The sequence below is a fragment of the Methylobacterium sp. WSM2598 genome (genome assembly GCF_000379105.1).
Classification (GTDB): domain Bacteria; phylum Pseudomonadota; class Alphaproteobacteria; order Rhizobiales; family Beijerinckiaceae; genus Methylobacterium.
The window spans coordinates 3,723,692-3,746,930 of record NZ_KB900609.1 but is presented as its reverse complement, the minus strand read 5'-3'; the positions used below and the strand labels follow the sequence as shown (position 1 = coordinate 3,746,930).

Sequence of the window (23,239 nt, the reverse complement as noted above, 5' to 3'; positions counted from 1 at the left end):
GCTGGGCAGCGATAGGCCTTGCCTTTTCCCCACGGATCCGCCGGAAACGGCCATGCCGTCTCGGCCCAGACGGGGGTCGGAGTGGCGTCGGTGGCCTCGGGATGAGCTGTGCGGCTGACGAGCAGGCCGACTGCCCCGAGCGCCCCAGCTGCAGCCAGGACAGCCGCCGCCGTGGTCAGGGTGGTCCTTCTCGCTGGCCTCGGCATGACCGTGCCTAATTCATCGCGACGAACGTGCGTGCGGCTCCGATCTCCGGCCGTTCAGAGGCCGAATTCGCCGCGAGCGCCAGCAGCTTCTCGTAATTCGCCTTCGCAGTTGTTCTATCGCCAAGCATCTCGGCGGCTTTGGCAGCGCCGAAGAAGCCGCGGAAGCGGTTCGGCTCCCTGACCTGACTCGCCTCGAAAGCGGCAAGCGCCTCCCTCGGCATGCCGCGCTCGAGCAGCATCTCGCCGTAGAGTTCCCGCGCCGGTGCGAGCGGCCCAGGCGTGACCACGTGCTTGTTCGTCCTGTCCTCGAGATCCGCCGCGGCGCTCATGGCCTTCAGCGCCTCGTCGTGCCGGCCTTGTGCGTGGAGCACCCAGGCGGCTGCGACCTGTCGCTGGATATCCACGATCTCCGCCCAGTAGACATCCTTCGCGTCGCGCAGGTTGTCGCGCAGCCCGGCGAGCGTCGCGATGTCGGGCGCGGCCGCCTCAGGCTGGCCCGAGCGCGCCGCACCGAGCGCGCGAGCGAAGTGCGTGATCGCCGTCACGTACGCGAACGGGCTTGGCCGCACGGAGAGTTGCGACGCCGCGGACCACTCGCCGCGCTCGACGGCGTAGCGCGCCGGCGAGGCCGCGAGCGCGTAATGGGCAGCCAGCACGGTCGCCTTGAACTCGGTCTCGTGCATCATGTCTTCCACGACAGCACGCGCCTGATCATCCTGGCCGAGCTGCAGATAGGCATAAACCATGTAATCCTGTGCATGCAGGTAATTGCCGATCGACTTCTCGGCCCGCGCAGCCTTCCAAGAGGCGGTGTTCGAGTCAATCGAGTCTTTCCAGTGCCCGACGCGCGTGTAGATGTGAGATGGCATGTGCTGCGCGTGCGGCGCGGCCGGCGCGATCTGCGCGTATCGATGCGCCGCCTCGAGTCCTCTGGCGGCAAGTTCCGGGTAATCGTAGAGGTGGATGAGGTAGTGCGTGACGCCAGGATGCCGAGGCAGGCGCTTTGAGAGCGGCTCGAGGATCGAGATGCCTTTCAGCTGCTGGGCGTAGGTCTTGTCGTTGAGGTCGGCCGAGGTGTTAAGCGTGATGGCGTAGGCGATCTGTGCCTCGTCATCATGCATGTATTTTGCTGCCATCTTCTCCTGGGCGTCGCGGAAGAGCCGAATGCGGTGGCCATGGCTGAGTTTATCAAAGTCGGTGTACATCAACGCCAGCGCGTCAATGTAATCGCGTTCGCGCTCAGTCCTCGGATCCAGCGCCTTGGCGCGCTGAATGGCGGCGAGCCCCGGAGCGAGGTTGGGCTGCGGGATTGGGTTGTGAGGGTTGTCCAGGTAGGTCAGGGCGATGCCCCACTCGGCGATGGCGCAAGCGGGATCGGCTTTGAGGGCTTCCTCGAAGACCTCCCTGGCGGCCGAATACCAGTAGGAGTGCTGGTAGCGCATGCCGCGATCGAAGCGACGCTGCGCGACCTCGTTGCAGGACGTCTCGAAGTGAACGCTTCCGAGCTGCTGGTCGACCTCAGCCTGCGCGACGGCCGCCTGGCCGGACGCGAGGGCGATGACAGCAACGCTGGCGGCGGCCGCGAGCAAGAACGTGCGCATCGGATCACCCTCCTGTCGGCTGCGCCGCTGTCGGCTGCGCCGCGACCTCCTCCGGGCGTCCCGGCACTATACGCTCCCGCGACCGCTTCGCAAGCATCCAAGTCCTGTCGGCAAAGTTGCACAAAGTTATAATGTCAACTGTGCAAGTTGTTTGAATGAGGAATTGCGCTGAAAAACGTATGTGCTTCAACGCACAGTGCTGCCGGTCCGTATCTGCGACCTCATAGGAAACGCGGAGCAGCGGAAATGAGTGAGCAAGCCCGACTGAGATGGATCTCTGTTGTGTTCGCGCTGCTGTGGACAGCAGCGATGCTGTGGTGGTCTGCCCCGCTCGAGGCGGCGGCGGTCGTGATATGGATCATTGCGGGCGCGGTCGTCGGCTTTCTCTGGCATTGGCTGATGAGCCGATGGCAGAGATGGTACCTCGGTTCAGGACGCGGGTCCTGACATCCGGAGCCCATGAGACGCGGCGAGCGCTCCCGGACCTCGTGCTCAGGCGAGGTGGCGGCGAGCCATGGCGATCAGGATCGCCATGCCGATCACCAGATAGATCAGCGCCAGCGTGGGAGAGACGCAGATCCAGAGCCAAACGAACCCGAGCGCGAAGGGAAGCTTTCGCAGGCGCGGGATCGCCGCGAGCGCGAAAGCGGCGACGAAGCCGAAGAACCACCACATCGCGTCCCTCCCAGCATGACCACCGAGGTCGCGAGAGGCAGTCTGGCCCGCTCGAAGGTGAATGCAAGGGGGCACGTCACCGCGACGGCGTGGCGGCGGATGGGTCCACCCGCCAGCAGGTCCGCTAGAGCAGCACCCGATCACGTTGCAATCGGGTACTGCCCTAGGTCTTTGATTTTGCCGCATTTTGTGCGACGAACCGGCATCCACTTCGTCGGAAAATGCTCTGGGCCGTGCGACACTGCGCCTCCGCCGCCCTCGTCCTCACCGTCGCGGTCCGCGTCGGGAGTGCCGACGCAGCCTCCCCGACGCAGTCCGACCGCAGGGCCCTGAAACGGCCTGCACAGGGGATTGCGCCACCTGCCGCGGCAACCTCCCGCCGGACGGCGAGGAGGTGCGCGCCTGCTTCCGTGAGAACATGGCCAAGCGATCACCCCCGTGCCGAGCCGAGATCGGCCGCTACGAGGGGAGCGGCAGGACGGGCTGACGGGCCAGCGACCAGCGCGGGGACGCGGTCGACTTCCTGCTCACCGCCAGCCGCGATCTGCACGCCGCCAAGCGCTTCTTGCCGCGTCCTGCGCAAGATGCTGCAGCCGCAGGCGCTCCTCGGGCCGGACCGGATCGGCACCGATGACGCTGGCCCCGATTCGCCGGCGACCGCCGCAAGTCGCAAGCAGCGGCGCGGCGCACGATCCAGGGCGTCGAAGTCATGCTGCGACCACGCAAGCGCTTCGGGTTCTCAAGAGTGCGGACTCGTCGGAGGTAGAACCCGGTGCTCGCGCCAAGCTAAGCTTTATAGCTGGTCCGCTAGTGTGGCACTCGCTCCTATCGGGAGTTGATACACTTATTTGACAAAGATCAATGTCAGCTATGTCATGCGATATTATTTATGCGCATTCTTGGGCTCGGAAATGGAGAGAACTCCATGTCTAGGAAGCGGGATACCTACGGCACATATAGCGCCCAGATGCAATTCACACAACACGCATATCAGAACAGTCTGCCCATACCGCAAACTATTGACACGGCCACGCGCGATCATATTACACTTCAAGTTCGACAGACAAACCAGTTTTTAGGCCTCTACGACTCATTCGGAAACATTATCGAGACAACTGTTTGGGGATACGGCACTGGTCAGACCGTCACTTACCCCGGACCAACTATTCTGGCCTACGAAAACCACCCGGTGACGGTGACATGGCAGAACAAACTGCCAAAAACGGGGCACATCCTGCCGGTTGATACCTCGATCAACATTGCGGACTCAAATACTCACCCGCTTTCTTCTGGGTTCGTACCAATCGTCACTCACTTGCACGGGGGGCACAACGATTCAAAGTATGACGGCCTACCAGACCAATGGTTTACACAGAACGGAGGCCGTGGAAGCACCGGACCCCGCGATGTCGGTGCGATGTTCGAGACTTCAACCAGCGTATATCAGAATGATCAACACTCTGCTACTCTGTGGTATCATGACCATGCGCTGGGAATAACCCGCCTTAATGTGTACGCGGGCCTTGCTGGGTTCTACATCCTCCAGGATCAAGAGCGAGCCAACCTGGTGAGCGCCGGAGTCCTGCCGAGTGGGGCAAACGACGTCGGGGTAGCGATCCAGGATAGAGCTTTCACCAGCACCGGGCAGCTCTATTATCCAGCGTACCAGAACGACATACTGTCGGGCCAATTTAATGATGATGGCACACAAATGCGCGTAAAGGATGTTGTTCCGCAAGAGTTCTATGACGCGCATGGTGCAAATGCACCTTCCGTGGTTCCCGAATTCTTCGGAGGTACCATTCTTGTCAATGGCATGGCATGGCCTAATCAGGATGTTGCCGCAGGAACACAAGAGCTCCGTCTGCTCAACGGTTCGGACTCCCGATTTTATGTGCTGAAGCTCGATGATCCTAATGTCAAAGTGACCTTGGTCGGCACAGACGGCGGCTTGCTGCCGCATGCTGTGACGATCATGGACGGCGATGGTGTGCAGGAGGACGATGAGTTCCTGGTTTTGGCCCCTGGCGACCGCACCGATCTTGTCTTCGATTTCAGCAACGTCCACCTTGATCCAGGAGAGGCGACCCACGCCGTACATCTCCAGAATGTGGGGCCCGCTTACTCGCCGTTTCAAGGCCTGAACGATGATGGGTCCCTCGCGGGTGACGGACGGGCGGCCACAGCCTCGGATCCGATCGGCAACATCATGCAGTTTACGGTCGATGCGCGCCTGGTGGCCGGCCATGCCACCGTGACGGATGGTACCGTGCTGTCGAGCAACTTCCACGACTTGGCGGTCGATAGCGACCACGACGGCATCGCAGACGGTGCCACGCAGGTCCGCAAAGTCGGATTGTTCGAGCAGGCAGATGAGTACGGCCGGACGATGCCCTTGCTCGGGACGGCTGAAGAAGGTGCCGTGCGCACCAGTCGAACCGAACTACATGCAGGGGAGACTTTTGGCCCGTTGGCCTATGATGCACCTGTGACTGAAACACCAGCTTTGTTCTCAACAGAGGATTGGCAGGTGTTCAATTTCACAGCAGACAGTCATCCAATACATCTCCATTTGGTGCAATATCAAGTAGTCGAAAAGCGCCATATCGATTTTCAAGACGCTAACGATGATGGTGTCCCGGACGACACGAATCATGACGGTGTCATCACTTATGGACACGACTCAGTGCCGGACTACAACTCAGCCGACATCTGGATTGGGGATCCAATGGCGCTGCGGCCTGAAGAAAGCGGCTGGCAGGATACGGTTGAGGTAGACCCGCATCAAATGATGTCGATTGTAGCGACGTTCGACAAGCCAGGAGAATACGTGTGGCACTGCCACATTCTTTCCCACGAAGACAACGAAATGATGCGACCTTTTACCGTGAATGATCCACTGCTCGCGTGATCGTTATCAGCACGCAAATCGAGCAGGGCCGCGATCAGAATGGCGTTCCGGATCCCGGCCTCGATCTTGAGGATGACCCCGGGGCTTGAAGCCTGAAGGCAGCTAAGAGTATTTCCCGCTGAAGTGGTTGCCAGTTCAGCCGGACATGCAGCAAAGTCAGAAACCTAGAGCAGACGTCATGCCTCATCCTGAGCGAAGCCTGCTCTCGTCCTGATCTGCCTGGCGCTTCAGGCTGTGTCCGTGGCGGAACGAGGTGTCAAGAAGACGACCGATCCTATGACCTGGCCGCCCTCGCGGCCGGCGGCGTGCCAAGCTGAGAGCGCGGCCGGGGAACGCGCGCGGGAGCGCGGGGCGCACGGCTTCCAGGCTCCGCCGCCGGGACGGCCGGCGCGTCCCGCATCCTCCCCGACGGCGCGTGACCCGGATCGAACGTCACGGCGCGCCGAGCCGGGTCGCCCACGCGCCGCGGACGCTACCTGCCGCTCGGCGCGGCCGTGCTCCCGGTGGCGGCATTGCCGCGGCTGTAACCCGCCGGTGCACCGCGGGTGACGTTGTTGAAGCGCCCTCCGCCGCGCATCATGCCCCTGCGGTGGTGGCGGTGGTGCCGCACGTGATGGTGGTGACGGCGCACGCGCGCTTCGCTGACGATGCCGTTGGGCACCGCGAGCGCCTGGTCGGGGCTGACCGGCAGGGCAGCGGCGGGCTCGGAAAGGGTCGCCGCGCCGATCCCGGCGAGGAAAGCGGCTGTGATGATGGCAATCCGCACGCGATCGAACTCCTCTGTCCGTCCCTGATGACGGCACGTCCCGGCCGAGAGGTCGGAACACGTGCGGGCTAACGCGAGGTGGCGACTTTGGATCCGGTCACGCACCCGGCCGCGGTCCGGGAGCGGCGGGCGCTCCGCCGGCGCCTCCGGCCGGTCGCGCGGCGATCGTCCGGCCGCCTCTGCCGGGCAGGGGCCTTCCGGGCAGGACGGGCGCGTGATCGCCGACCCGGCCGGGCCCTCCCAAGGCGGCGGATCCGCTGCCCGCGCCGGGTCAGGTCACGACGGACCACGCGGCCTCGGCCGCGCGAGACCCGTTTTCGGCGAACGGCCCCCACCACCGACAAGAGTTGCGCAGCGTTCCGAGGTGAGATGAGCGCGATCCTGCGGCGCCTCTCCAGCAGACACCGCATGGAACCGATATCTAAGGTTTTCGTTGGATCAGCGAAACGGATGTGGCAGGTAATCTATGCTTGCGCTTGTTGCAGCGGCTGTCGTCGGCGGTCCCCTCACCGCGGCTTTGTTCTGGCACGAGGGGGTGTTGACGGCGGTCATGGCTGCGCCTGTCGGGGGGAGCCTGTGTGCCGCGGCGGCAGCCGCCTATCTCGGTCTGCGGTCCGGGGCGGCGGCGGGACGCCGCCGCGCCGCGCGGGCCGTGTCCGCCCGCTTCGGGTCGGAATGGCACGCGACGGCGCATTGAGCCGCGATCCGGCCTTGACGACGATGCCGCCGGGACCGCCATCATGCCGCTCTATGACCACGACGAGCCCGCCACGGCCTTCGGCACCGTCGGGTGGCAGATTCCGTTCCGCACCTCCGCGGGCGACCTCGTTCTGGTCAATGTCACGTCCGGCGCGGTCCAGGACGCCGGATTCGGCGACAGGCCGGACGACTTCCTCCCGCTCTATCGTCCCGCAATCCAGTTCCTCGCGGGCCTCAAGTACGATGAGGACCACAAGCTCCGCGAGATCACGATCGGGACGGATGATCTGAACACGTGACGGCGGGCACGCCGCCGGCGGCGTGCCGGTGACCGTTCGCGCGTCCGGCGCGGGCGGCCCTTCCGCGTCGGGGCACGCCCGGCGCCCGGGAACCGCGAGCAGGCCGCGCGGCGTCCGGAGGCGGGCCCGGCCGTCCGCGCCGGGCCGCCGACGCGCCCGGCCGAAGGCCGCGGTCCCGCGCCCGGCCTCCCGTCGAGATCTCACGATTCGGACCTGCCCGGAGCTCTGAGCCAGCAATCCGCCAGGATTCTCGCCGCATCGGGTGCTGGATAGCTTCCCGGTGCGGACGATGCACTGTGGCGCCCGTTGTGCGACTACGCACATCGCGGTGTCGGACCCGGCGCGATGGTTTCTCTCGACGTCGGCGGACTGGGGCAATTCGGATCTGCAACAGGTAACCATTTTGAAATAGGCGGCGGGACAGATGGCGCGCGCCCTAATGGAAGCCCGGTTCCCAAGGCCGTCAAGATGATGAGTGCCCTTATGTGCAGGGAGCTTATAGGAGCGCTTGTTCGGCAAGATAGAGTGTGATGTGGTGACTCTGTGCGCAGATGCAGGGATTCGTGGAAAAGACGTAATTGCGGCGGGCCAGATTGTGCAAAGAGATATGTTCTTGAGCATTATTGATCTAACGCGGCTCTTGGCTTGACTTTTACGCCGATTTGGGTAAAAATACAACCTGGCTGACAGTGGAGGCCACGATGAATAAGAAGTTGCAGTTCAATTCTAATAATTCAGATAGCGATATTATGAATGACATGTCCAACAGCATGTCTTGGGCGATTTATTCTTCAAGGTCAAATCCGTCAGATGTAGATGATCGTGACAATATTGTCGGCTCGGTTATAAATATTTCTGACAGTGGTTTGTCTGCGTTGGACGATTTTATCTTGAGTGATGCCGACGCAGCTGCTCCAGCTGCCAGTGGGCATGATCATGATGACATCAAGATTAATGGGGATGACGTTGGAATTGCGACGTTCTTTGGGGAAACCGTGATCCAGGCGGACGGCGCCGATGATGGAATGCCGCGGACGATCCCGGTCGCTTTCGACGACGTGGCGGCCCTCCTCACGGCGAGCACGCCTCCCGATCATGGCGGGACCTCCGCGCCAGCCCTGCTCCCGACCGGGCCGATCGCCGAGGCGCCGGCATGGGTCGGGGGCGCGGCCGGGCCGGGTTCGTCGGGCGGTTCGCGCGATCCGGTGATCGCGGCTCTCCTCGACCCGACGGGGACCGGCCTCAAGGACGGCGCCGCCGCCTACGACCCGATCTTCGCGAACGCCTACGACGGCGAGGTCAGCTTCATCTCCGGCGTCGACGCGACCAAGAAGGTCGTGGGCACGAGCTTCTGGACCTGGAACAGCAACAACCCGGCGACCTACGCCACCACGTCGAAGGCCCACAAGTTCGGCTCGACGGCGATCGGCAGCGCCGGCGGCACCGTGACCTACTGGTTCGACACCAACTCGAACTGGACCACGACGGAGCGGAACGCCCTGATCTCCGGCATGGGCCTGTGGTCGGCCGTCGCCAACATCCAGTTCGCGCAGGCCGCCAGCGCCGCGACCGCGAGCTTCACCTTCATCCGCGGCAGCGACGGCAGCGCCTACGAGAACAACGGCATCGTCGCCTCGGCGATCGGCAGCACGACGATCAACAACCCGACCGGCGCCATCATCTCGATCGACACCAGCGTGGCCGGCTTCGGCCCGATCGGCGGCTCGTTCGACACCTACGGCGGCTACCCCTACCAGACCCTCGTCCACGAACTCGGACACCTGATCGGCCTCGGCCACGGCGGCGCCTACAACGGTAACGTCAACTCGGCCACCCAGCAGTTCAGCGCCTACGACACCCGGCTCTGGACGCTGATGTCCTACATCGATCCGTTCGACACGTCGGCCAAGTACTATAACCAGTATCCCGTCACGGGAACGTCCTGGGGCACCAGCCCGACCAATGGGCTCTACTATTATCGCGAGCCGACGACGCCGATGTTCCTCGACATCCTGGCGGCCCAGCAGATCTACGGGGCGCCGACGACGAGCACGCTCAACAACGTCACCTTCGGCTTCAACAGCACCGTGCCGGGGCTCATCAACCAGTACTTCAACTTTACCGTCAACCAGCATCCCGTCGTCACCCTGTTCGCGACGGGAGCGAGCAACACTCTCGACCTCTCCGGCTGGTCGAACGGCGCCACCATCAGCCTCACCCCCGGCACCTTCACCAGTGCCAACGGCATGATCAACAACATCGGCATCGGGCCGAGCACCATCCTCACCAAGGCGATCGGCACGACCGGCAGCGACACCTTCCTGCCGAACCCGAGCTACGTCACCACCATGACGGGCAACGGCGGGAACGACACCTTCAAGTCGACGATGTTCGGCCTGTCGCTGGACACGATCACCGACTTCGCCCAGGGCGACAAGATCATCCTCACCGACGGCGCGTCGTCCACCTTCACCTACCGCCACACCGGCACCGTCCTGGCCTACGGCAACGGGGCCACCTCCTACAGCATGAACCTGACGGCCCCCCTGGCCGGGCGCCTCGTCAAGTCCGCCGACCCCTCCGCCGGCGTCGACCTCACCGTCACCCGCATCGACCAGGACGACCTCAACAACGACGGGCTCAGCAACATCGTCTGGCGCAGCTCCGCCGGGCAGCTCGTGTCCTGGGACGTCTCCGGCGCCCAGATCACCGCCTCCCAGGCCCTCACCTCCAACGGCACCCCCGTCGCACCCGACGCCTCCTGGACCCTGGCCGGCACCGCCGACGATTTCGGCACCGGGCGCGCCAGCCTGATCTGGCGCAGCAATGCCGGCGGCCTCGTCAACTGGACCATGAACGGCGCCCAGGTCCAGGCCAGCAGCCCCTTCACCTTCCAGGGCGTCGCGGTCGCCCCCGACGCTTCGTGGTCGATCGCCGGCTTCGGCGACTTCAACGACGACGGCAAGACCGACATGCTTTGGAGGAACAGCGCCGGCTTCCTCACCGAGTGGCAGCTCAACGGCACGCAGATCACCGCCAGCCAGACCATCACCTCGCAGGGTACGGCCGTCCAGCTCGACCCGTATTGGACGGTGGCGGGGATCGGGAACTTCGACGGCGATCCCTACTCGGACCTGCTGATGCGCAACACCTCGACCGGGCAGCTGGTCGAGTGGCTGATGAACGGCTCGCAGATCGTGTCGAGCAGCGCGCTGACCTACCAGGGCACCGCGATCGCGCCCGACCTGTCGTGGTCCGTGGCGGGGGTGGGCGACTTCGACGGGGACCACGAGGCGGACATCCTGTGGCGGGGCAGCGACAGCACGCTGGCGCTGTGGAAGATGGACGGGTCGCAGGTGGGGTCGAGCAGCGCGCTGACCTACCAGGGCGGCGCGATCCGGCCGGACGCGTCGTGGAGCATCCAGCAGGTCGGGGACTACAACGGCGACGGGAAGTCGGATCTCCTGTGGCGGTCGACGGGGAACACGCTGTCCGAGTGGATCATGAACGGCAGCCAGATCGCCTCGACGGGCCTGCTGACGTCGAACGGCACGCCGGTGCAGCCGGACGGCAGCTGGTCGATCCAGAGCGACCCGCACAACTTCGTCTGAGGTCATCGGCGAACCTGGCCGGCGCAGATCGGCCGCAGGAGCCGCGCCCGGGTCCGGCCCGGGCGCGGAACCGCTCCGAGGGACGACGTTGCCCCAACCCGCATCAGGAGCGCCGCATGGGAAACGCCAAGGTTTTGGCACTGCCGCTGGTTGGGATCCTGGCCCTCGGCGGGTGCTACGACGAGAAGAAGGAGAGGGCCGAGACGGGGGCGGCGGGCACGACCGCGACGAACACCGCCACAACCCTCTCGAAGAAGGAGACCGGGGCGGACCCGGTCACCGGCCCGTCGACGGCGAGCCCCGCCGAACAGAAGGCCCGGGACGCGACCACGACCGGCTCGACCACGGCCGCGACGCCCCCGGCCCCCACCACCTCCGCGGCGCCGGTCGCCGGCCGCGCGGCGGATCAGGGCGTGGCCCCGGCGGACGGCAAGAAGCACTGAGCGCCGCTCGCCGAACCGGCGAACGGGCCCGTCGCGCGGCCCCACGGGCGGGCCGCGCCGTCCCGGCGGGCCGCCGCAGCGCGGTCACGGTCGCCGGGACGGCCGGGCGCTCAGGAGCGACGGGCCGGCGGGACGCGCGCGCCCGCCTCGCGCCCCGGTGCCGCGCCGCGCTTTCGGCCGACCGTCCCGAGGGAGAGCCCGCGCTCGGATTGCGACCAAGCCCGGCGCCGCGGCGGTCCCGAGGAGCCTGAGGGAGGTCCGACGCTCATCTCGTGCAGGATGGCGCCGACGACGAACGCGGCCGTCTCCCGCGAGATCGGGTGCGCCGTCATCGCCTTCGAGATCAGCCGCTCGGTCCGCTGCGGCGCCTCCGCGGACGGGTCCGGCCCGGCCGAAGCCCGACTCGGCTCCGAGGCGAGCGAGATGTTCTGGAGGGCGACAGAGCTCGTGACCGACCTGTAGTTGATCCAGAGCACGTAGACAGCGACATGGCCGCCTTCGAGGTACATTCGAGAGGTGTTTCCGTCCTTGTCGAAGAATTTCCAGGACGCGATCAGGCCGCGTCGCGCCCGATAATGCGGTCCATCGAGGCCGGGCTGCGACAGAAAGAGGTCCGAGTACACTACCGGCGCCGAGACCGCGAGATCGGACATCTGCATCGGCGGGCGCATCGCAGGTTTCCCTTCGGGCCGAACCCTATCGGGAAAGTGCCATCAGACTCTTAAAGGCGCGGCGCGGTGCGGGCAGGCCCGCATCCCGGCTTCGCGCCGGTCTCGAGAAGCTTTGGGCCGGGACGCTCCCCAGGGCTCCGGCCGCGGCCGAACGCGCGGCCCGGCCGCGGCCGGGGGAGGGGCCGGCATCGTTTCGGCGCGAGGGGGCGCCCCCTTCCGGCGCCTCGACAACCGGCGGAAGCGTCCCGCGCGCGGCAACGATCGCCCCACCTGCGCGGTTGTCCCCGGCCCGCCGCGCCGGCGTTGCGACGGAGGGAGCCTCCCGGCCGGGGCCGGACGACGGGCCCGGGGAACGGGAGGGTGTGACCGAGAGACGTCGCGCGCCTACAATGAAGCAACACGACATCGGAGGATACGCCATGGTCGACCGAGTCACCGGCACGGGGGCGCCGCCGGCCCCCGATCACGCGCGCAGCACCTCGCCCCTGCACAGCCCCGACCAGATGCTCGGCCTGTGGGCGGGATGGATGGAGCAGGTCTCGGCGGCGCCGCAGGCGGTCCAGGCGCAGGCCTGGGCGGCGCCGTTCCCGTCCGTCCTCCTGTCGGAGGGCGAACTCGCCCAGCGCCTCGCCCAGGACCCGCTGCTGCGCTCGATCGATCAGATCTGGAACGCCAACCCGCTGCGCGACGTGGTGCCGATCGACTGGGGCGGCATCGCCTGGGCCCTGCGCACGGTCTGGCTGCGCGCCATGAACAAGCCCGAGGCCGCCGCGTCGCTGATGGATCTCGGCCAGGGCGTGTGGCAGTCGCTCCTGACCAGCTGGGAAGAGGCCGGGCGGACCTGGCTCGGCCTGTTCGGCCTCGCTCCGGAGCAGAGCCGGCCGGGCGGGCGGACCGACAAGCGGTTCTCCGCCCCGGAATGGCGGATGAACCCGGCCTACCTCGCGCTCAAGGAACTCTACCTCCTCGCCTCCGACTGGCTCCTGGAGCGGGGCGACATCGACGACCTCGATCCGGCCGAGCGGCACCGCCTGACCTTCCACCTGCGCCAGTTCGTCGACGCGATGAGCCCGGCGCTGGTGCTGATGTCGAACCCCGTCGCCCTGCGCAAGGCCCTGGAAACCGGAGGCGCGAGCCTCGTCGACGGGGCCCGCCACCTCGCGGAGGACATCGCGGCCGGGCGCCTCAGCATGGTCGACGCCGACGCCTTCGCCCCGGGCCGCAACCTCGCCCTCACGCCCGGCAAGGTCGTCCACCGCAACGCGCTCATGGAACTGATCCAGTACGCGCCGGCCACCGAGCAGGTCCGCGAGATCCCGCTCCTCATCGTGCCGCCCTGGATCAACAAATACTACATCCTCGACATGCAGCCGAAGAACAGCATGGTGCGGTACCTGGTGTCCCAGGGCTTCACGGTGTTCCTGATCTCCTGGCGCAACCCCGACGCGTCGATGGATGCGATCGGGATCGAGGACTACATCGATCTGGGGCCGATGGCGGCGAGCGAGGTGATCCGCGAGATCACCGGCAGCGAGCGCGTGAACGCGATGGGCTACTGCATCGGCGGGGTGCTGCTCACGCTCACCCTGGCAATCCTCGCCGCCAAGGGCGATCAGCGCTTCGCCTCGGCGAGCTTCATGGTCTCGCCCCAGGATTTCTCGCGGATCGGCGACACCGCGGTCTTCATGGACGAGCCGACCATCGACCTCGTCGAGCAGCAGATGATGGAGCGCGGCTACCTCGACAGCCGCGCCATGAGCAACATGTTCAACCTGCTGCGCTCGAACGATCTGATCTGGTCGAACGTCGTCAACAACTATCTTCTCGGTAACAGGCCGCCGGCTTTCGACCTGCTCTACTGGAACAGCGACAGCACTCGAATGACGCGTGCGGCGCACAGCTGGTACCTGCGCAACACCTACGTCGAGAACAACCTGATCGTGCCGGGCAAGATCCAGCTCAAGGGCGAGGCCGTCGACCTCGGGCGGATCCGGCAGGACACCTACGCGGTGGGCTGCGAGCGCGACCACATCGTGCCCTGGGACTCGGCCTGGCGCATCACCCAGCTGTTCGGCGGGGCCGTGCGCTACGTCCTGGCGTCGAGCGGCCACGTGGCCGGCATCATCAACCCGCCGGGCGGCAAGGGCCAGTACCGGACGGGGCCGGCAGGGCAGCCCGCCGCCTCCCCGGAGGCGTGGCTGAAGGCGGCCGAGGCGCATGCCGGGAGCTGGTGGCCGGACTGGTCGGCGTGGCTGGCGGAGCGCTCCGGCGCCCTGGCGGCGCCCCCGCAGATCGGGAGCGCGCAGAACCCACCCCTGCACGACGCGCCGGGCACCTACGTGCTGCAGACCTGAGCGCCGGGGCGGCGGGCGGCCGAGGGCGCCTCGGCCCGCCCCTCAGGCGTCGAGGGCGTGGAATAGGGAGAAGCCGGCCGCGCGGCTCGCCGGTCCCGCGCCGGCGCCACCGCGCCCTGCCCCACCGCGCCCTGCCGCGGGGCCCGGGCCAACGCGCGCCCGCCCGAACGGTTCACGGCACCTCGCGCGGCGCGGCGTTACATGATGTGAGGCGGTGATGTCGCCGATGCGGCTCGCATTCGATCGATCGCGCTCAGAACAATTGCCGTCTATTCCTTCATTCTCCGTGTATCTCCTGCCTTTCCAGCACGGGAACCATACCCAGTTCTGGGAGATGTTTTTCATGTTTGGTGTTCGCACCGACCCAGAATGAGGAGGAGCCCATGCGAGCGGCTTCAACGCTGGTGAGCACTGTTGCCATCCTAACCCTCTCGGCGGCCGCCGCGCTGGCCGGACCGTGCACGACGGGTACGACCGGGCGCAGCGGGCAGCAGGCGGGCAATCCGGCGAGTTCGAGCGCGGATCATTCCACCAAGAACCTCGCGGACGGCCAGCAGCCCAGCTCGGCCAAGACCGTGGGGGCGATGAACAACGTGGCGAGCGACCGGGCGACTTCCCCGGCCGACGTCACGCTCCAGGCCCAGGGCAAGCCCACGATGGCGCAGCAGGGCCGGGGCGAGACGGCCGCGAACGACCGGAGTTCGGATGCCGACCGCTCGACGCGCAACACCGCGGGCGGCCAGCAGCCGAGTTCGCCGAAGACGGTCGGCGCCATGAACAACGTGGGAGCCAACGAATTGCCGGCCGGTCAAGCCGGCCAAGCGGGCGGGGGCAGCGACGAGGGCTGCTGACGCGGGAAGGCCCTGATCGGGGCGGGTCGCGCCCCGGCGCCGCGCGGACCGCGACCGGCCTCGTGCAACCAAAGCCGGACCGGCGCGATTGACTCCACTGGTCTGCTCCGGACCAAGGGAGGTGCGTCATGGGTTTGGTGTTCTTCCTCGTCTTCATCGGGCCCTGGCTGGCCCTGGCCGTGCTGAGCGCGCTCGGCGTCGCCAAGCCGAAGCCCTACTGACGGTCGCGAGGCGTTCGCGACGCGACGGCGTCCGGTCCGGATCCGGGCCCTCGGGCCGGCGGGCGCATCCTCGGCCGCCGGGGGCCCGCTCCGGCGACGCCCCGGCCGCCGCCTTCGGGCGGATGAGGCCGGCCCGGCGGGCCGGCCGTCTCGCGGCGGGCCGGATCGGCGCTCATCGTCCGCGAGGGCGCCGCCCGAGCGTTCCCCGGCCGAGCGTTCGCAGCCCGAGAATTCCCCGCGAGAATTCCCCCAATGACGCCCGCCCTGCCCGAGGCCCGGGCGTACCGCCTCGGCGATGCCCGCATCCCGGCCGCCTTCCTGACGGACGGCGTTCCCGCGGGGGCCGCGCGCGACCCGGACGGCACCGCGCGCCTCGACCTCGCGGTCGGGGAGGGGCGCATCGCCGCCCTGGTCCCGGCGGGGATCATGGGATTGCCTAGCCGGCGCCCGCCCCGCTCCGCAGCGTCGCGGCGATCTCCTGCACCGCCTCCCAGGCGATCTCGACGTCCCGCCACGTGGTCGTGGTCTGACCGATCTGGAAGCGGATCACGAAGTGCCCGTCGTGCCGGGTCTGGGTCAGGTAGGTGCGCCCGTCGTCGTTGATGCGCGCCACCAGCCGCTCGTTCAGCGCGTCGAGGTCCTGCGCCCCCGCGGGCGCGTACCGGAAGGTGAGGAGCGACAGGATCGGCCCGGTCACGAGTTCGAATTCCGGATGCGCCGCGATGCGCGCCGCGAGGTCCCGCGCGAAGGCGACGTGGCAGCGGATCATCTCCCGCAGGGCCTCCACCCCGTAGGAGCGGATCACGAACCACAGCTTCAGGGCGCGGAAGCGCCGACCGAGCGGGACCGACCACTCGCTGTAATCGACCACGCCCTCGCGCTCGAGGGTGCGCAGGAAGGGTGGGCGCAGGCCGAGCGTGTCGGTGAGCATCCGCGGGTCCTTCACGAAATGCGCCGAACAGTCGAAATGCGTGAACAGCCACTTGTGCGGGTTGAAGACGAGGCTGTCGGCCAGCGCGGCGCCCCGCATCAGGTCGCGGAATTCGGGGCAGATCATCGCGCTGCCGGCCCAGGCGGCGTCGACGTGCAGGAACAGGCCGTGGCGCCGCGCCACCTCCGCCACGGCGTCGATCGGGTCGCAAGCCCCGATGCTGGTCCCGCCGAGGCAGGCCACCACGGCGGCCGGGAGATGGCCCGCCTCCCGGTCCGCCGCGACCGCCGCCTCGAGCGCCGCCGGGTCCATGCCGTGGAGCGGGCCGCGCACCGGGATGCGCACGAGGTTGCCGTCGCCGATCCCGGCGATCCGCACCGCCTTGTCGACGGAGGAATGCACCTGCGCCGAGGCGTAGACCCGCACCGCGCGCTGGCCGCTCAGGCCCTCCCGGTTGCCCGCGAAGCCGAGCGCCCGCTCGCGGGCGGTGAGCAGGGCCGCGAGCGTCGCGCCCGAGGCGGAATCCTGGATCACCCCGGAGAACTCGCCGGGCAGGCCGATCATGTCCCGCAGCCAGTCGGTGACGCGGCTCTCCAGCTCGGTGGCGGCCGGCGAGGTTTGCCAGAGCATGCACTGCGCCGCCATCGCGGCGGTGACGACCTCCGCCACCAGCGAGGGCGGGCTGGCATTGGCCGGGAAATAGGCGAAGAAGCGCGGGTGCTGCCAATGCGTCATGCCCGGCAGGATGACGCGGTCGAGATCGGCGAAGATCGCCTCCATCGGCTCGCCCGCCTCGGGCGGCGCGGCCGGGATCTGCCGGAAGACCTCGCCCGGCGCGACCTGGGCGCGCACCGGACGCTCGCCCACGCCCGCCAGATACGCCGCCGACCAATCCGCGGCCCGGTGCATCCAGGCGCGGAGATCCTGCTCGTCCATGCGGCCCTCCAGATGAGAAAATACTCGTTACAGCGGCAGGGCGCTCCTCCCGCGAGGAGGGGCTTGTACGGCATTTCGCGGGGCGGTGAAGGGCAGGCGGCCGGGGCCCGCCGGTCGACAGCAGCGTCCGAATTGTCTTCGACGAACCGGCATCCCCGTCGTCGGACAAGGCTCTATCCCGCCCGGCCGGTCCACTTGCGGGAGAAGTCGTGCGCCTCGAAATGCGCGGTCATGAACGCGATGAAGGAGCGCACCTTGGCCGAGAGGTGCTTGCGCGTCGGATAGGCGAAGTTGATCCGCAGGCGCGGCAGGTCCCAGGCATCGAGCACGGGCACGAGGCGTCCCGCCGCGACGTCGTCGTGCACGATGTAGGTGGGCTGGACCAGGAGGCCGAGCCCGTTGAGGGCGGCGGCGCGCAGGATCTGGCCGTCGTTCGATTCGAGCAGGCCGTGGGCCGGCACCCGCACGGTCTCCTCGCCGCGGGTGAAGGTCAGCTCGTTCGGATTGTTGGCGTAGACGTAGATCAGCAGGGCGTGGCGCGCGAGGTCGCGCGGGTGGGCCGGACAGCCCGCCCGGGCGAGGTAGGACGGCGCCCCCGTCAGGATGCGGCGGGTCTCGGCGAGGCGGCGGATCGTGATGGCCCGGTCCGGCTCGAACTCGCGGGTGCGGATGGCGACGTCGATCCCGGCATCGATCAGGTCCACGTAGCGGTTGGAGATTTCGACGTGCACGCGCACGTTCGGGTAGCGGGCGTGGTAGGCGGGCAGGAGCGGCGCGATGTGCAGCAGCCCGAAGGAGAGCGAGGCGCTGACCCGCAGGAGCCCGCTCGGATCGAGCGCCGCCCCGGTGACCTCGGCCTCGCTGTCGGCGACGTCCGCGAGGATGCCGCGGGCGCGGGCCAGGAACTTCCCGCCCTCGTCGGTGAGCGAGAGGGTGCGGGTGTTGCGCCGCACCAGCAGCACGCCGAGCCGCTCCTCCAGCGCCGCGAGCGTCCGGCTCGCCGCCGCGACCGAGAGGCCGCGCGCCTGCGCGGCGCCGCTGATCGTCCCGGCTTCGGCGATCGCCACGAGGAGTTCGAGCTGGCCGAGCCGGTCCACGTTTCTCGCCTGGCGCAAAACTGATTCACGTTCGGCCCATCTTATCGCGCGTTTCCGAAAAACTTAAACATGCCGGCAAGGCGTGCCGGGACCACCGGCTCGCGAAGGAAGGCGTGCCGGGACCACCGGCTCGCGAAGGAAGGCGTGCCGGGACCGCCGGCTCGGGGAGGAGCGCGATGATCAAGCACATCGTCATGTGGCGGGTCGCCGGAACCTCCGCGGCCGAGCAGGCCGGCAATGCCCAGCGGATCCGCGCGGCCTTCGAGGGGCTGCGGGGCCGCATCCCCGGCCTCCGGCACCTGGAGGTCGGGGTCGATCGGAGCCGCGTCGCGGAAGCCTGCGACGTCGTCCTCTACAGCGAGTTCGACACGCAGGCGGCCCTCGACCTCTACCGCGACCATCCCGAGCACGGCCGGGTGCGGGCCGAGCTGCAGGGCCTGCGGATCAGCCGCCACCAAGTCGACTACGCGGTGGGAGGGTGAGCCCATGGACCCGTTCCGGTTCGGCGGCATCCCGACCCGCGTGGTCTTCGGCCACGGGACCCTGGCGGAGCTGCCGGGGGAGATCGAGCGGCTCGGCCGCTCCCGGGCGGTGGTGGTCGCAACTCCCCGCCAGCGCGCCCGGGCCGAGGCGCTCGCCGCCCGGCTCGGGGCCCGGGCCGCGGGCGTGATCGCCGCGGCCGCGATGCACACGCCGGTCGCCGTGACCGAGGCGGCGCTGGCCGAGCTGCGGAGGCTCGACGCGGATTGCGTGGTGGCGCTCGGCGGCGGCTCGACGACCGGCCTCGCCAAGGCGATCGCGCTGCGCACCGACCTCGACCAGATCATCGTGCCGACGACCTACGCGGGCTCCGAGATGACGCCGATCCTCGGCGAGACCCGCGACGGCGTGAAGACGACGCAGCGCTCGGACCGGATCCTGCCCGAGACCGTGATCTACGACGTCGATCTCACCCTCGGGCTTCCGGTCGGGCTCAGCGCGACCTCGGGCATGAACGCGATCGCCCACGCGGTCGAGGCGCTCTACGCGCGGGACCGCAACCCGATCGTCTCGCTCATGGCCGAGGAGGCGATCCGGGCGCTCGCCGGGGCCCTGCCGGCGATCCTGCGCGATCCGGGGGACCGCGCCGCCCGCGCGGACGCGCTCTACGGGGCGTGGCTCGCCGGCACCTGCCTCGGCGCGGTCGGCATGGCGCTGCACCACAAGCTCTGCCACGTGCTCGGCGGCTCCTTCGACCTGCCCCATGCCGAGACCCACACGGTCGTGCTCCCCCACGCCGTCGCCTACAACGCGGCGGCGGCACCCGACGCGATGGCGCGGGTCGCCCGGGCCCTCGATGCGCCGGAGGCGGCGCGGGGCCTGTTCGACCTCGCGGCCTCGCTCGGGGGGCCGACCGGGCTCGCGGCTCTCGGCATGCCGGCGGAGGGACTCGACCGTGCCGCCGATCTCGCGGCGGCGGGCTCCTCCTGGAATCCGCGGCCGGTGGAGCGCGCCCCGATCCGGCGCCTCCTCGAGGACGCCTATCACGGTCGCAGGCCCGCGGGCGCCGCCTGAGCATCCTTCGCCGAAGGGGTCACCGGTCCGGCGGCGAACATGATGCGAGAACGAGGCGTCCAGGCAGAATTGCCCCGCGCCGTTCCGCTTGGCATCGCGGACCGGACGCGGCGCGGGCGCGGCCCCGCGATGGCGAGGCGCCGCGGGGGCCGGTCAGGCGCGGCGCCGCCGGAGAACCGAGACGAGGGACAGGCCGATGCGCGACTTCGACGAGTTCACCATCACCCGGGCGGTGATCGACCGCTTCGCCGACACGCCCGATCCGCGCCTGAGGCAGGTGATGACCAGCCTCGTGCGGCACCTGCACGACTTCGTGCGCGACGTCGACCTCAGCTTCGCGGAGTGGCAGCAGGCGATCGCCTTCCTGACCCGCACCGGCCAGATGTGCGACGCGCACCGGCAGGAATTCATCCTGCTGTCCGACACGCTCGGCGTCTCGATGCTGGTGGACGCGATCAACCACCGGATGCCGGAGGGCGCCACCGAGACGACGGTGCTCGGCCCCTTCTACGTGAAGGAGGCCCCCGAACTCCCCAACGGCGCCGACATCGCCGGGCCGCTCGAGGGCACGCCCCTCCTCGTCACCGGCTCGGTCGCCTCGGCGGGAGGAGGCATGCTCGCCGGGGCCACGGTCGATGTCTGGCACGCGGACGAGGACGGCGCCTACGACGTGCAGCAGCTCGACGCGCTCGGCGGGCTCGCCGGCCGCGCCCGCTTCCGCACCGACGCGGAGGGGCGGTTCCACTTCTGGACCATCATGCCGGCCTGGTACCCGATCCCGGATGACGGGCCGGTCGGCGACATGCTGAAGGCCGCGGCCCGTCACCCGAACCGGCCGGCCCACGTCCACTTCATGATCGCGGCCGAGGGCCACGAGACGCTGATCACCCACGTCTTCGCGGCCGACAGCCCCTGGCTCGACTCCGACGCCGTCTTCGGGGTCAAGAATTCCCTGATCGCCGAATTCGCCGCGCACCCGGCCGGCCCCGCCCCGGACGGGCGGCGCATGGAGCGGCCGTTCCGGCACCTCGCCTACGATTTCGGGCTCAAACCGGTCCGCACGCGGGACTGAGACCCCGGTCCACGGGGCACCCGCACCACGCAAGCATCACGGCAAGCATCACGGCAAGCACCACGGGAGGTCACCACCATGAGCGAGGCAACGACCGGCGCCGTCGGCGCCGTCCCGGCCGCGGGCCGGGGCACCTGGATCTCCGAACTCGGGACCAAGGAGAAGCGGGCGCTCGGCGCCTGCGTGGGCGGCTGGGCGCTCGACGCCATGGACGTCCAGCTCTACAGCTTCGTCATCCCGACGCTGATCGCCACCTGGGGCGTGACCCGGGCCGAGGCCGGGGCGCTCGGCACCGCCGCCCTGCTGACCTCCGCCATCGGCGGCTGGCTCGCGGGCTTCCTGGCGGATCGCTGGGGGCGGGTGCGCACCCTGCAGATCGCCATCCTGTGGTTCGCCGGCTTCACCTTCCTGTCGGGCCTCGCGCAGAGCTTCGAGCAGCTCTTCGCGGCCCGCGCGCTGATGGGCCTCGGCTTCGGCGGCGAGTGGGCGGCGGGCGCGGTGCTGCTCGGCGAGACGATCCGGCCCGAGCATCGCGGCAAGGCGCTGGGCACCATGCAGTCGGGCTGGGCGCTCGGCTGGGGCGCGGCTGCGCTGCTCTACACCCTGTTCTTCTCGCTGATGCCGCCCGAGACGGCGTGGCGCGCCCTGTTCTTCGTCGGCATCGCCCCGGCGCTCCTCGTCTTCGTGCTGCGCCGCTACGTCGAGGAGCCGGACGTCTACCGGGAATCGCAGGCGAAGATCGCCGAGACCGGCGACAAGCCGTCCTTCTTCGAGATCTTCCGGCCGCCGCTCCTGCGCATCACGGTCCTGGGCGCCCTGATGGGCACCGGGGCCCAGGGCGGCTACTTCGCGGTCACGACCTGGCTGCCGACCTTCCTGCGCACCGAGCGGGGCCTGTCGGTGCTGAATTCCGGCGGCTACCTCGCGGTGCTGATCGTCGGCTCCTTCTGCGGCTACCTGTCGGGGGCCTACCTCGCCGACCGGATCGGCCGGCGCGCCACCTTCCTGGTCTTCGCCATCGGGGCGGGGGTCATCGTGACGACCTACACGATGGTGCCCTTCGGCAATGCCGCCATGCTGGTGCTGGGCTTCCCCCTCGGCTTCTTCGCCTCGGGCGTGTTCAGCGCCATGGGCGCCTTCTTCACCGAGCAGTTCCCGACGCGGGTGCGCGGCGTCGGCCAGGGCTTCGCCTACAATTTCGGCCGGGCGATCGGCGCGATCTTCCCGACCCTGGTCGGGCTGCTCTCGGCCTCGATGCCGCTCGGGCAGGCGATCGGCCTGTTCGCGGCCGCCGCCTACGCCACCATGGCGGTCGCGGCCTTCCTCCTGCCCGAGACCAAGGGCAAGGCCCTCACCGCCTGATCGGAGCCTCACCCATGCGGATCGGCTGGATCGGCCTCGGCAAACTCGGCGCGCCCATGGCGCGCCACCTCGTGGCGGCGGGACACGCCGTCCTGGCTTTCGACCGGGATCCCGGCCGGCTCGCCGCGGTCCCGGGCGCCGAGGCCGCGGACCTGCCCGGCGTCGCCGCCTGCGGCGTCGTCGTCACGAGCCTGCCCGACGACGCGGCCCTCGCGGCCGTCGCCCTCGGGCCCGAGGGGCTCCTCGCCCGGATGGCCCCGGACGGGGTCCTGGTCGAGACCAGCACCGTCTCGCCGGAGACGAGCGCGGCATTGCGCGAGGCCGCCGAGGCGGGAGGGATCCTCTACCTCGCCGCGCCGGTCTCGGGCTCGACCGCGACGGCCGAGGCCGCCGCCCTCACCCTGTTCTGCTCCGGGCCGGAGACCGCCCTGGAGCGGGCCCGGCCCCTCCTCGCGACATTCGCCCGGACCATCCACGCGGTCGGTCCCGGCGAGGAGGCGCGCTTCCTCAAGCTCGCCATCAACCACTTCGTCGGCTCGACCGCGCAGGTCGCCGCCGAGGCGCTGACGCTCGCGCGCCGGGGCGGGGTCGCCTGGGACACGGTCCTGGCGGTGCTCGGCAGCTCGGTCGCGGCCTCGCCGCTCGTCGCCTACAAGCTCGACCCGCTGCGGCGGCGCGACTTCTCGCCCGCCTTCTCGATCGCCCAGATGCTCAAGGACATGAGCCTCGGCGTGGCGGCCGGGGAAGCGGTGGGCGTCGCCATGCCGGTGGCGGCCCTGGTGCGCGACCTCTACGCGGCCCAGGCCGGGACCGACCTGCGGGACCTCGACTTCTTCGCCGCCCTGCTCGCCGCCGAGCGCGGCGCCGGCCTCGGCGAGCCCGACTGATCCGCGCTCCGGACGATCACGTCCGGACCGCGGATGAGAAGCCCGCGCGGCGCGTGAGATGCCGACATCCGCATGGCGACGCAATCCGCCGG

18 protein-coding genes and 1 pseudogene are annotated in these 23,239 nt (G+C 68.7%); 12 read left to right on the top strand and 7 right to left on the bottom strand.

Translation table 11 applies throughout. The annotated features are described in order from the left end of the window. Positions 1 to 214 precede the first annotated feature (214 nt). Both MET2598_RS0117855 and MET2598_RS0117850 read right to left on the bottom strand, forming a co-directional pair. Positions 215 to 1,807, bottom strand: coding sequence for a hypothetical protein (locus tag MET2598_RS0117855; RefSeq protein ID WP_018261785.1), 1,593 nt, complete (start codon positions 1,805 to 1,807; stop codon positions 215 to 217). Between the two features lie 492 nt (positions 1,808 to 2,299). Beyond that, positions 2,300 to 2,482 carry a hypothetical protein gene (locus tag MET2598_RS0117850; protein WP_012331821.1) on the bottom strand — a complete coding sequence of 61 codons (183 nt, stop codon included), beginning with the start codon at positions 2,480 to 2,482 and terminating at the stop codon, positions 2,300 to 2,302. 487 nt (positions 2,483 to 2,969) lie between these two features. Between MET2598_RS0117850 and MET2598_RS40480 the strand changes: the two are divergent. Beyond that, positions 2,970 to 3,156: pseudogene (locus tag MET2598_RS40480) on the top strand (DDE-type integrase/transposase/recombinase); the annotation flags it as partial. Positions 3,157 to 3,407: 251 nt separating this feature from the next. Continuing rightward, the gene (locus MET2598_RS39360) at positions 3,408 to 5,393 is read left to right on the top strand and encodes a multicopper oxidase family protein (RefSeq protein ID WP_157182190.1); all 1,986 of its coding nucleotides are present in this window, start codon (positions 3,408 to 3,410) and stop codon (positions 5,391 to 5,393) included. 472 nt (positions 5,394 to 5,865) lie between these two features. On the opposite strand, the gene MET2598_RS0117835 is transcribed toward MET2598_RS39360, so the two are convergent. After that, on the bottom strand, positions 5,866 to 6,159 hold the full coding sequence (locus tag MET2598_RS0117835) for a hypothetical protein (RefSeq protein WP_018261782.1): 294 nt from the start codon (positions 6,157 to 6,159) through the stop codon (positions 5,866 to 5,868). A 740-nt stretch (positions 6,160 to 6,899) separates the two neighbouring features. Between MET2598_RS0117835 and MET2598_RS0117825 the strand changes: the two genes are divergently transcribed. Further along, positions 6,900 to 7,157, top strand: a complete 258-nt coding sequence (locus MET2598_RS0117825; protein ID WP_012331825.1) for a hypothetical protein — start codon at positions 6,900 to 6,902, stop codon at positions 7,155 to 7,157. 806 nt (positions 7,158 to 7,963) lie between these two features. On the opposite strand, the gene MET2598_RS42195 is transcribed toward MET2598_RS0117825, so the two are convergent. Next, a complete protein-coding gene (locus MET2598_RS42195) occupies positions 7,964 to 8,254 on the bottom strand; it encodes a hypothetical protein (protein WP_198293083.1) in 291 nt (96 codons plus the stop codon). Between the two features lie 108 nt (positions 8,255 to 8,362). On the opposite strand from MET2598_RS42195, the gene MET2598_RS0117820 reads away from it, so the two are divergent. Next, entirely contained in the window at positions 8,363 to 10,768 is a 2,406-nt protein-coding gene (locus MET2598_RS0117820; protein ID WP_236728741.1) for a M10 family metallopeptidase C-terminal domain-containing protein, read from the top strand. A gap of 116 nt (positions 10,769 to 10,884) precedes the next feature. Next, entirely contained in the window at positions 10,885 to 11,211 is a 327-nt protein-coding gene (locus MET2598_RS0117815; RefSeq protein WP_012331827.1) for a hypothetical protein, read from the top strand. Positions 11,212 to 11,321: 110 nt separating this feature from the next. Here MET2598_RS0117815 and MET2598_RS0117810 read toward each other — a convergent pair whose 3' ends face one another. Then, on the bottom strand, positions 11,322 to 11,870 hold the full coding sequence (locus tag MET2598_RS0117810; RefSeq protein ID WP_236728740.1) for a hypothetical protein: 549 nt from the start codon (positions 11,868 to 11,870) through the stop codon (positions 11,322 to 11,324). Positions 11,871 to 12,301: 431 nt separating this feature from the next. On the opposite strand from MET2598_RS0117810, the gene MET2598_RS0117805 reads away from it, so the two are divergent. Next, positions 12,302 to 14,236, top strand: a complete 1,935-nt coding sequence (locus MET2598_RS0117805; RefSeq protein ID WP_018261779.1) for a PHA/PHB synthase family protein — start codon at positions 12,302 to 12,304, stop codon at positions 14,234 to 14,236. A gap of 383 nt (positions 14,237 to 14,619) precedes the next feature. Beyond that, on the top strand, positions 14,620 to 15,087 hold the full coding sequence (locus MET2598_RS0117800) for a hypothetical protein (protein WP_036270424.1): 468 nt from the start codon (positions 14,620 to 14,622) through the stop codon (positions 15,085 to 15,087). 657 nt (positions 15,088 to 15,744) lie between these two features. Here the strand turns inward: MET2598_RS0117800 and MET2598_RS0117790 are convergent. Both MET2598_RS0117790 and MET2598_RS0117785 read right to left on the bottom strand, forming a co-directional pair. Then, entirely contained in the window at positions 15,745 to 17,175 is a 1,431-nt protein-coding gene (locus tag MET2598_RS0117790; RefSeq protein WP_018261778.1) for a pyridoxal phosphate-dependent decarboxylase family protein, read from the bottom strand. 173 nt (positions 17,176 to 17,348) lie between these two features. Further along, complete coding sequence (locus MET2598_RS0117785) at positions 17,349 to 18,272, bottom strand: LysR family transcriptional regulator (protein WP_012331833.1); 924 nt, start codon at positions 18,270 to 18,272, stop codon at positions 17,349 to 17,351. A gap of 176 nt (positions 18,273 to 18,448) precedes the next feature. On the opposite strand from MET2598_RS0117785, the gene MET2598_RS0117780 reads away from it, so the two are divergent. The 5 genes from MET2598_RS0117780 to MET2598_RS0117760 all read left to right on the top strand — a co-directional run bounded on the left by MET2598_RS0117780 (position 18,449) and on the right by MET2598_RS0117760 (position 23,147). Beyond that, the gene (locus MET2598_RS0117780) at positions 18,449 to 18,754 is read left to right on the top strand and encodes a Dabb family protein (protein WP_012331834.1); all 306 of its coding nucleotides are present in this window, start codon (positions 18,449 to 18,451) and stop codon (positions 18,752 to 18,754) included. Between the two features lie 4 nt (positions 18,755 to 18,758). After that, positions 18,759 to 19,826: a maleylacetate reductase gene (locus tag MET2598_RS0117775; RefSeq protein WP_018261777.1), complete on the top strand. Its 1,068-nt coding sequence runs from the start codon at positions 18,759 to 18,761 to the stop codon at positions 19,824 to 19,826. A 196-nt stretch (positions 19,827 to 20,022) separates the two neighbouring features. Next, positions 20,023 to 20,898 (top strand): intradiol ring-cleavage dioxygenase, encoded by an 876-nt coding sequence (locus MET2598_RS0117770; protein WP_018261776.1) that lies wholly within the window; start codon positions 20,023 to 20,025, stop codon positions 20,896 to 20,898. Positions 20,899 to 20,976: 78 nt separating this feature from the next. Beyond that, positions 20,977 to 22,260, top strand: a complete 1,284-nt coding sequence (locus tag MET2598_RS0117765; protein WP_018261775.1) for an MFS transporter — start codon at positions 20,977 to 20,979, stop codon at positions 22,258 to 22,260. Positions 22,261 to 22,274: 14 nt separating this feature from the next. Continuing rightward, entirely contained in the window at positions 22,275 to 23,147 is an 873-nt protein-coding gene (locus tag MET2598_RS0117760) for an NAD(P)-dependent oxidoreductase (RefSeq protein ID WP_018261774.1), read from the top strand. Positions 23,148 to 23,239: the final 92 nt, after the last annotated feature.